Genomic DNA, 9,299 nt, shown 5'->3' with positions numbered 1-9,299 from the left:
CATATCTGGCGTTGACTTTTGGCACGCTGTTGAGTTCTCAAGGAACGGTCGCTTCCTTTGTACTCACCCTCTCGGGCTTTCCTCCGGGCTTCCCTCCGGTGTTTCCGACTCTATCAGATCTTCTCGATCCGATTTCCTCGGTGCTTTCCAGGTTCCCGCTCTCGCGTTTCCCTTTCCGGCGGTTCCGACTCTATCAGACCCTTTCGGTGTCTGACCCCCAGTCAGCGGGGCTTGTCTTCCCGGCCGTTGGGCCGTTCCGACGAGTGAGACTTTAGCGGATTCCGGGCTCCCGAGCTAATCGGGGGCTGCGTTCTTTCGAACGCGGATTCCTCATTTCGCGAATACGCACACCAAAGTGTTCGACACCGGGGCGTCGGAATGGGTGGTGCTCGCGGAATGGCTGTCCGGGGACCGACCGGAGTCGGCGCTCACATCGGACAACTCGGAGTACCTTACGGATCGCCCCGAGGTGTGTCAACTGCCGGTCGGCCCCGCTCGGCCGGGGTCAGTCCTTCGTGCCGGAGGCCAACTCGCGGCTGCGGTCCCTGGCGGCTTCCAGGGCGGCGATGAGAGCGGCGCGGACGCCGTGGTTCTCCAGCTCGCGGATGGCGTTGATCGTCGTACCGGCGGGGGAGGTGACGTTCTCCCGGAGCTTCACCGGGTGCTCGCCGCTGTCGCGGAGCATCACGGCGGCGCCGATGGCCGACTGGACGATGAGGTCGTGGGCCTTGTCACGGGGCAGGCCGAGGAGGATGCCGGCGTCGGTCATGGCCTCGACCAGGTAGAAGAAGTACGCCGGCCCGGAGCCGGACAGGGCGGTGCAGGCGTCCTGCTGGCCCTCGGGCACGCGGAGCGTCTTGCCGACGGCGCCGAAGATGTCCTCCGCGGTGGCCAGGTGGTCGGGGGTGGCGTGGGTGCCGGCGGAGATGACGGACATGGCCTCGTCGACGAGGGCCGGGGTGTTCGTCATGACGCGGACGACCGGAATGCCCTTGCCGAGGCGTTCCTCGACGAAGGCGGTCGGGATGCCCGCGGCGCCGCTGATGACCAGGCGGTCGGCGGGGATGTGCGGGGCCAGTTCGTCCAGCAGGGCGCCCATGTCCTGCGGCTTGACCGTGAGGATCAGGGTGTCGGCGGTCTTGGCTGCCTCGGTGTTGCCGACCGGGGTGACTCCGTGGCGGGCGCGGAGTTCTTCGGCGCGTTCGGGGCGGCGGGCGGTGACGAGGAGGTCGGCGGGGGCCCAACCGGCCCGGATCATCCCGCTGAGCAGGGCTTCGCCGATCTTGCCGGTGCCGAGTACTGCGACTTTCTGGGTCATGCGGATCAGTCTGGCACCGGCGGTCCGGGGCCGGGCTGTCGTCCGGTTGGCGGACGGCGGGGGTCCGGGACGGCGTTCCCGCCCGGTTTCGGTGGTGCCGTCGCATTGCCCGGCGGGGATGCGCGTCTGGCGTTCCGGTGGCCAGCAGGTGGCATTCAGCCGGCGTACACGCTGTCTCAAGATGGTGTCGCCAGAGTCCCGCCTCGTGACTACTTCGCACTCGCGTCCCGGCGTCGCCTCCGTGTGCGCCGCTGCTCTGACGCTTTCAGGACTGCTCGTCACCGGGCTGGTCGCCGCCCAGCCCGCGGCGGCCGCGGACCCGGCCGGCTACCAGAACGTCCGGATCAACGAGGTCACCTCGTCGGGCGACGACACGGTGGAGCTGTACAACACCGGCTCGGCCCCGGTGAGCGTCAGCGGCTGGAAGGTGGCCGACGACAGCTTCTCGCCGCAGTCGTTCAGCCCGTCCGCGAGCACCGTACCGGCCCACGGCTTCGTCACCTTCGACTCGCCCAAGGGGCTCGGCGACTCGGACAAGCTGGTGATCTACACCTCCGGTGGCACGGTCGTCGACCGCGTCGAGTGGGCCGCCGGCAAGGCGAAGCCGGCGATGGCGCGGTGCGGCGGGGACGGCACCGGCGCGTGGGTCACCACGACCACGGCGACCACGTTCGGCGCCCCGAACGCCTCGGGCTGCCCCGCCTCGCTCCCGGCGGCGAGCCAGGTGCGGATCAACGAGGTCACCTCCGGGGGCGCGGACACCGTGGAGCTGTACAACGGCGGTCCGAGCGCGGTCGGCATCGGATCGTGGAAGTACGTCGACAACGACACCAGCCACTCCCCGGCCTCGATCTCCGCCTCCTCCCCGAGCACGACCAGCATTCCCGCCGGCGGCTACGCCACGTTCGACTCCGCCCTCGGTCTGGGCGACAACGACTCGGTCTTCCTCACCGACGGCAACGGGACCACCGTCGACTCGGTGACCTGGGCGAGCGGTGGCGCCGAACCGTCGGACGAGCGCTGCGCCGACGGCACCGGCGCCTTCCGGACGTCCGTGACCGCCTCCCTCGGGAGCGCGAACACCTGCCCTGACGGCGGCAGCGGCGGCACGGGCCGGTTGCTGGGCGGTGGCGGCTCGCTCACCAGCGGTTGCGCTCCCGAGGCGCCCACCGGTACGGCCGCCACCCCGGCCGGCACTCTGGCGTGGCCGGGCGGCCAGGACGTCACGATCGCCGACGACGTGTGCGCCTTCACCACGTCCACCGGGCCCGAGGGCCGTGACCTGAGCGGCCTGGCGTTCGATCCGGCGAACCCGTCGGTGCTGTGGGCGGTCAAGAACAAGAGCTGGCTGTTCAAGCTGGTCAAGAGCAACGGCAAGTGGATCCCGGACCCGTCGTGGAGCGCGGCCGGCAAGCAGATCCGCTTCGCGGGCGGTTCCGGCGCACCGGACTCGGAGGGCCTGACGGTCGGCGGCGACGGCCACCTCTACGTGACCTCCGAGCGCGACAACGCGGACAACACGGTCCCCAAGGACACGATCATGGAGTTCGACCCGTCCGCCGGCGGCTCGACGCTCACCCCGGTCCACCAGTGGGACATGACCGCGCAGTTCCCGCAGCTCGACACCGGTGACAAGGACGACGCCAACCTGGGCTTCGAGGGCGTCGCCTACGTGCCGGACGGCTGGCTGACCGCGAACGGCTGGACCGATCCGCGTACCGGCGCCGCCTACGACCCGGCGAACTACCCGCTGCACGGCTCGGGTCTGTTCTTCGCCGGCCTGGAGTGGGACGGCACGCTGCACGCCTACGGCCTGAACTCCGACGGCACCTTCACCACGTTCGGCGCGATCTCCACGGGCAAGACCTCCGTGGTGGACGTGACGTTCGACGCCGGAACCCAGCGCATCGTCGCCACCTGCGACAACGTCTGCGGCGAGACCCACACCTTCCTGAAGGTCGGCGCCGCGGGCGCGATCGTCCCCGACGTGGCCTACACCAACCCGGCCGTCATGCCCGTCGACAACCTGGAGGGCTTCGCCCTCGCACCGGCCTCCACCTGCGTCGCCGGCTCCCGCGAGGCCGTCTGGGCGGACGACGGCGTCTACGGCTTCGGTTCCGGAAGCCCGTCGTACGGACACGCCCTCTACAGCGGCACCTTCCCCTGCTGAGCTCCCGCCGTTCCCGTCCCGCGGCCGTCCGGTCATGGAGTGCGGCGTCGTAGCGTCGCCGCGCCCAGGGCCAGGACCAGGAGGGCGCAGGCGGCCACGATCAGGGTGTCGCGGGCGAAGGCCGGGGTCGGGTCGCGGTGGTGGAGGAGTTGGGTCATGGCGTCCACGGCATAGGACATGGGGAGGACGTCGGAGACGGCGCCGAGGACGGGGTGCATGGCGGAGCGGGGGGTGAAGAGGCCGCAGAGGAGGAGCTGGGGGAAGATCACGGCCGGCATGAACTGGACCGCCTGGAACTCCGAGGCCGCGAAGGCCGAGACGAAGAGGCCGAGAGCCGTGCCGAGCAGGGCGTCCAGGAGGGCGACGAGCAGGAGCAGCCACGGTGAGCCGGTGACGTCGAGACCGAGCAGCCAGACGGAGAGGCCGGTGGCGAGGGCCGACTGGAGGACGGCGAAGGCGCCGAAGGCCAGGGCGTAGCCGGCGATGAGGTCGGCCTTGCCGAGGGGGAGGGAGAGAAGGCGTTCCAGGGTGCCCGAGGTGCGTTCGCGCAGGGTGGCGATGGAGGTCACCAGGAACATCGTGATCAGCGGGAAGATCCCGAGCAGCGAGGCGCCGAGGGTGTCGAAGGTGTGCGCGCCGCCGTCGAAGACGTAGCGCAGGATGACCAGCATCAGGCACGGGACGACGATCATCAGCGCGATGGTGCGGGGGTCGTGGCGCAGCTGGCGCAGGACGCGGGCCGCCGTCGCGAGGGTGCGGGCGGGGCTGAAGGCGGCGGCGGGCCGGGGCGCGGGCGTCGGGTTCATCGGGTGCTCTCCTTGGCGGTTTCCCCGGTGCGGGCCGCGGTCGTGGCCTCGTCGACCAGGTGCAGGAAGGCGGCCTCGACCGTCTCGGTGCCGGTGCGGGTGCGCAGCGCCTCGGGGGTGCCGTCGGCGAGGATTCCGCCCTCGCGCATCAGCAGCAGGCGGTCGCAGCGCTCGGCCTCGTCCATGACGTGCGAGGAGACGAGGAGGGTGGTGCCGCGGGTGGTGGCGAGCTCGTGAAAGAGCTGCCACAGGTCGCGGCGGAGTACGGGGTCCAAGCCGACGGTCGGCTCGTCCAGGACCAGCAGTTCGGGAGTGCCGAGCAGGGCGACGGCGAGGGAGGCCCGGCCGCGCTGGCCGCCGGAGAGGGAGCCGGCGAGGGTGTCCGCGTGGCTGGTGAGGTCGACGTCGGCGAGGGCGCGGGTGATGGCCGCCCGGCGGCGGTCGGCGGCGGCGCGGCCGGGGTCGAGGACGGCGGCGAAGTACTCCAGGTTCTGGCGGACGGTCAGGTCCGCGTAGACGGAGGGGGCCTGGGTGACGTAGCCGATGCGGGTGCGCAGGGTGGGGTGGCCGGCCGGGCGGTTGAGGACGTCGAGGGTGCCGGTGGCGTTCGCCTGGGTGCCGGCGATGGCGCGCATCAGCGTCGACTTGCCGCAGCCGGAGGGGCCGAGGAGTCCGGTGATCCGGCCGGGCGGGACGGTGAAGGAGAGGTCGCGCAGGACGGTGCGGGTGCCGCGGACGACGGTGAGGTGGCGGGCGTGGATGGCGGCGGGCGGGGACGGCACAGGGGCCGCGGCCGGCGGCACATAATTCATCACGCGGTGAATAATTAGCCCGGAGGGGCGGGCCGTCAAGAGCCGGTCGCCCCCGTGCGCTTGCCGGACGGCCGGCCTTGGGGAGGGCGGAGGGCAGGCAAGGGACGGCGGCCACGCACCCCACACGCGGGGAACAGTCCGTGGCGGGGCGCGGCCGTGCCGGTCCGGCGGTGGGTGGTCGTCAGTGGGTGCGGGCCACCAGGAGGAGCACGTCGTACGTCTCCTCGACCACGCCGTCGGGGAAGACCTTCAGGAGGTGGCCGCGCTCCTCGGTCAGGAAGGCGTCGCGGGCGGCGGCGTCCATGACGAGGAAGTGGGAGTGGCTGCCGATGTTGGCCAGGTGGGTGTCGAGGGCGACCCGGCGGCTCCAGCGCAGCTTGTGCTTGACGAGGCCGAGGCGGCCACTGGGGTCGGCGAGCTCCACGCGGTCGTCGCGGTTGGCCTGCGAGGAGTCCAGGCCGGCGGCGCGGTACACGCGCTCGGACGCCGCCGCAGCCCACTCGATGTCCAGGGCGCTTTTGTTCCACCACAGGGCGAGCGTCCCGCCCGGCCGCAGCACGCGCAGCGCCTCCGGCACCGAGTGGGCCGGGTCGGTCCAGTGCCAGGACTGGGCGTAGGTGAGGAAGTCGAGGCCGGCGTCCGCGAGCGGCAGGGCGTTGCCGTTGCCGCGGACCAGGGGGATGTCCGGGTTGCCGCGGCGGAACTCGGCGGCCATGCCTTCGCCGGGCTCGACCGCGAGGACGTCCGCGCCGCGCGCGTGCAGCAGGCTCGTGGAAATGCCCGTGCCCGCTCCGACGTCCGCGACCCGCGCGCCGGCCAGCGAGCGGCCTGCCGCCTTCTCGATGGTGTCGAAGAGGGCGGGCGGGTAGGAGGGGCGGTTGGCGGCGTACTGGGCGGCGGCCGCGTTGAAGGAATGGGCGCGGTCGGACTCGGCGGGTCGCGTGGTCGTCATACGGCCATGGTCGCCGGTGGACGCGGGGTACGACAGCGGGTTTGCCCGGACGTCAGCGGGGGCGCTTCTTCTTCGCGGGGTTGCCGGAGCGGCGGGTGGTGCGCGCGGCGTGTCCGGCGCGGGCCTCCTCGTACTCCGCACGGTGCAGTTTCTCGCCCGGAGCCTCGGTGAGGGAGCGGACGAAGTAGGCGAGGAGGGTGCCGACGAACCCGATGGCGAGCAGCCCGCGCAGGGACGCCTGGCGCTGCGGGTCCTGGCGTTTGCCGAAGCCGGCCAGGGTGTTGGCGAAGGCGAGCGCGGTGCAGATCGCGAACATGGCGACGACCAGGACGGTCACGAAGGCGCCGGTGTCGGCGATCTGCAGGCCCTGGAAGGCGAAGCGCAGCACGAAGCAGGAGGCGACCGCCGCGACGAGGGAGCCGACGGCGACACCGGCACGGCGGGCGGCGTAGCCGTCGTCGTGGTTCACCCAGGACGTGCCGAAGAAGCGCAGGGGCTCGGGCCGGGGTCCGCCGACGGATCGCTCCGGGGCGCGCGGGGCGCCGGTTTCGTCGCTCACGGGACGATTATGGCGCCGGACGCCGGCGGACTCATGGGCGGGGCGTGGGCTGGGGAAGGCCCTGGGTCAGCGCACCCCCGCCCGGGAGCCGCGCCGCGGGGTGTCAGCCGCAGCGGTCCGCCACGTAGCCGTCGCTGCCCGTGTGGACGTACGCGTCCGCCACGAACTCGCCGTCGCTGATGTTGTCCCAGATGCCGGAGGTGCCGTAGGTGCCGGTGACCGTGGTGCCCGAGGTCTGGCAGTAGATCGGGATCCGGGCGCCCTCGGCGAGGGTGCGGACGATGCCGTACCCGGTGCCGGGGCCGCTGCGGACGTTGACGCGGACGCCCGGAGCGACGGAGTAGTAGCGGACGGACATGCGGATTCTCCCCCGTGAAGCCCCGCCGGAAGACGGGGACCGTCGAATGCGAACGGAGGTTAGCAAGCCGCCTCGGTCTCGTACGAGCCATCGACTAGGCTCCGTGCGTCGCGCGCGGACGAGGAGCACGGGGGGCGGTCCAGTCGATGACGCCACAGCGCAGCACCGGAGCGAGCGCGGAGAACGATATGCCCGAGTACGCCGGGCATTACCACCTGGAGTCCCGGCTGGGCTCCGGCGGCATGGGTGTGGTCCACCTCGCCCGCAGCACGTCCGGGCTGCGGCTCGCGGTGAAGGTCGTCCACGCGGAGTTCGCGCGGGACCGGGAGTTCCGGGGCCGGTTCCGGCAGGAGGTGGCCGCGGCGCGCCGGGTCAGCGGTGCGTTCACCGCGCCCGTGGTGGACGCCGACCCGGAGGCGGCACGGCCCTGGATGGCCACGCTCTACATCCCCGGCCCGACCCTCTCCGAGCAGGTGAAGGAACACGGGCCGCTGGACGCCGGGCAGTTGCGGCGGCTGATGGCGGGGCTCGCGGAGGCGTTGCGCGACATACACCGCGTGGGCGTGGTGCACCGGGACCTCAAGCCGAGCAACGTCCTGCTCGCCGAGGACGGCCCGAAGGTCATCGACTTCGGTATCTCCCGGCCCACGGACAGCGAACTGCGCACGGAGACCGGCAAGTTGATCGGCACGCCGCCGTTCATGGCGCCCGAGCAGTTCCGGCGGCCGCGGGAGGTGGGCCCGGCCGCGGACGTCTTCGCGCTGGGCTCGGTGCTGGTGCACGCGGCGACCGGGCGGGGGCCGTTCGACTCCGACAGCCCGTACATCGTCGCCTACCAGGTCGTCCACGACGAGCCCGATCTGTCGGGGGTGCCGGCGACTCTCGCGCCGCTGATCGGGCGCTGTCTGGCCAAGGACCCGGACGAGCGGCCGACGCCGGACGAGCTGATGCGGCAACTGCGGTCGGTGGCGGCGTCGTACGACACCCAGGCGTTCATACCGGCACAGCGCGGGGCCGGCCCGGCGGGTGCCGGGAGCAGCGGTGCCTCCGGGAGCAGGGGCGTACCGGCGGCGAAGGATCCGTGGGGTACGGATCCACGGGCTGCGGAGCACGCGCCGCCGCAGCCGGAGAGGCGCGCCCCGCGGCCCGGCCGGATCGCCGCCGTCGCGGCCGGGGCGCTCGCGCTGGTCGTCGGCGGGGCCCTCGCCTGGGCGGGGTGGCCGGGTGCCGACGTCCCCGCGGCGAAGGACCCCCGGACGGCGGCGGTCGGGTTCGCGGGGTGGCGTACGGTGCCGGTCGCCGGGCAGCGCGACGCGCCCCGGTGTGCCGTCGGCGCGGGCAAGGTGTTGTGCGCCGGCGCGGGGCAGGCGTACGCGCTCGATCCGCGCGGCGGCCGGGTGCGGTGGCGGCACTCCTTCGCGGGGGCGCGCTGGAGCGCGGCGCCCGCGGTGTCGGGCGGTCTCGCGCAGGTGCGCGACGCGGCCGGGACGGTGGTGGCCCTCGATCCGGACACGGGCCGTACCCGCTGGCGGCGCACCCTGCCTGCGGGCGCCGGGACGCAGTACACGGACAAGACGCTGCTGATCACTGCCGCCGACGGCACGGTCACGGGGGTGGACGGCTCCTCCGGTCGTACGAGGTGGAGCCGGCGGCTGCCGGGGACCGGCCGGCCGAGCGTCGACTGGTATCCGGGCGGCGCCGCCGCCTACGCCTCGACCACCTCCGCGGACGGCCGCAGCACACGGGTCGTCGCCTTCGACCCGGAGACCGGCGCGGTGCGCTGGGACACGGTGCTGACCGGGCTGCTGCGACCGGTCGGCGCCGAGGACTCCGCCGTGTTCTTCCTGTCCGCCGACCCGGTGTACGGCGACACGGACGCGGTGGTGCGGTACGACGGCGCGTCCGGGACCCTACGACGGGTGCCGCTGCCCGCGCCCCGGCCGGATGCCCACGCCGTCGTGCGCCGGGGCGTGGTCTATCTGCTGGACGTCAACGGCGGCCTGGACGCCGTTGACGCCGGAGCCGGCAAGCGGCTGTGGCACCTGGAGACCTCGGTGAGCCGGGGCTCGGCGCTGGTCGCCGGGGACCGGTACCTGTACTTCTCGGCCGGTGACGGGCGGCTGCTCGCCGTGGACGCGCGGGGCGGACGGCTCGCGGGGCAGACGCCGGCCCGGCCGGGGGACGGCACCGGGCGGGTCGCGGCGCTGCGGGCCGCGCCGGTGCTCGCCGCCCCGCAGGTGTACGCGACCGCTCCGGACGGTTCGGTGTTCGCGCTCGACGGACGGGCTCCGTCGGCCTGGTGAACGGCCCCGGTCGCGAGCGAG

The 9,299-nt window shown here is 73.0% G+C and carries 8 protein-coding genes; 2 read left to right on the top strand and 6 right to left on the bottom strand.

Features of this window, described 5'->3' with window-relative positions; translation table 11 throughout:
• Positions 1-505: 505 nt before the first annotated feature.
• Positions 506-1,318, bottom strand: a complete 813-nt coding sequence (gene proC / locus ACZ7EC_RS15925; protein WP_471062856.1) for a pyrroline-5-carboxylate reductase — start codon at positions 1,316-1,318, stop codon at positions 506-508.
• A gap of 205 nt (positions 1,319-1,523) precedes the next feature.
• Here proC and ACZ7EC_RS15920 point away from each other — a divergent pair, with 205 nt between their 5' ends.
• A complete protein-coding gene (locus tag ACZ7EC_RS15920) occupies positions 1,524-3,488 on the top strand; it encodes a lamin tail domain-containing protein (RefSeq protein ID WP_471062854.1) in 1,965 nt (654 codons plus the stop codon).
• Between the two features lie 32 nt (positions 3,489-3,520).
• On the opposite strand, the gene ACZ7EC_RS15915 is transcribed toward ACZ7EC_RS15920, so the two are convergent.
• The 5 genes from ACZ7EC_RS15915 to ACZ7EC_RS15895 form a co-directional block, all read right to left on the bottom strand.
• Positions 3,521-4,294 carry an ABC transporter permease gene (locus ACZ7EC_RS15915; RefSeq protein WP_471062852.1) on the bottom strand — a complete coding sequence of 258 codons (774 nt, stop codon included), beginning with the start codon at positions 4,292-4,294 and terminating at the stop codon, positions 3,521-3,523.
• On the bottom strand, positions 4,291-5,109 hold the full coding sequence (locus ACZ7EC_RS15910; RefSeq protein WP_471062851.1) for an ABC transporter ATP-binding protein: 819 nt from the start codon (positions 5,107-5,109) through the stop codon (positions 4,291-4,293). The genes ACZ7EC_RS15915 and ACZ7EC_RS15910 overlap by 4 nt, the downstream gene beginning before the upstream one ends.
• A gap of 178 nt (positions 5,110-5,287) precedes the next feature.
• Positions 5,288-6,058, bottom strand: coding sequence for a class I SAM-dependent methyltransferase (locus tag ACZ7EC_RS15905; protein WP_471062849.1), 771 nt, complete (start codon positions 6,056-6,058; stop codon positions 5,288-5,290).
• Between the two features lie 52 nt (positions 6,059-6,110).
• The gene (locus ACZ7EC_RS15900) at positions 6,111-6,617 is read right to left on the bottom strand and encodes an EamA/RhaT family transporter (protein ID WP_471062847.1); all 507 of its coding nucleotides are present in this window, start codon (positions 6,615-6,617) and stop codon (positions 6,111-6,113) included.
• A 103-nt stretch (positions 6,618-6,720) separates the two neighbouring features.
• On the bottom strand, positions 6,721-6,975 hold the full coding sequence (locus ACZ7EC_RS15895) for a peptidase (RefSeq protein WP_471062846.1): 255 nt from the start codon (positions 6,973-6,975) through the stop codon (positions 6,721-6,723).
• 146 nt (positions 6,976-7,121) lie between these two features.
• Between ACZ7EC_RS15895 and ACZ7EC_RS15890 the strand changes: the two genes are divergently transcribed.
• Positions 7,122-9,278 (top strand): protein kinase domain-containing protein, encoded by a 2,157-nt coding sequence (locus ACZ7EC_RS15890; protein WP_471062845.1) that lies wholly within the window; start codon positions 7,122-7,124, stop codon positions 9,276-9,278.
• Positions 9,279-9,299 lie beyond the last annotated feature (21 nt).

This window comes from Streptomyces sp. NPDC037203 (assembly GCF_055605065.1).
Note: the sequence above shows the minus strand (reverse complement) of the source record. Positions and strands in the feature narration are given on the sequence as shown.

Bases quoted from the DNA above. Each gene is read 5' to 3' on its own strand.
- ACZ7EC_RS15895 (WP_471062846.1), bottom strand. From the start codon at position 6,975: ATGTCCGTCCGCTACTACTCCGTCGCTCCGGGCGTCCGCGTCAACGTC.
- ACZ7EC_RS15915 (WP_471062852.1), bottom strand. From the start codon at position 4,294: ATGAACCCGACGCCCGCGCCCCGGCCCGCCGCCGCCTTCAGCCCCGCC.
- proC (WP_471062856.1), bottom strand. From the start codon at position 1,318: ATGACCCAGAAAGTCGCAGTACTCGGCACCGGCAAGATCGGCGAAGCC.
- ACZ7EC_RS15905 (WP_471062849.1), bottom strand. From the start codon at position 6,058: ATGACGACCACGCGACCCGCCGAGTCCGACCGCGCCCATTCCTTCAAC.
- ACZ7EC_RS15890 (WP_471062845.1), top strand. From the start codon at position 7,122: ATGACGCCACAGCGCAGCACCGGAGCGAGCGCGGAGAACGATATGCCC.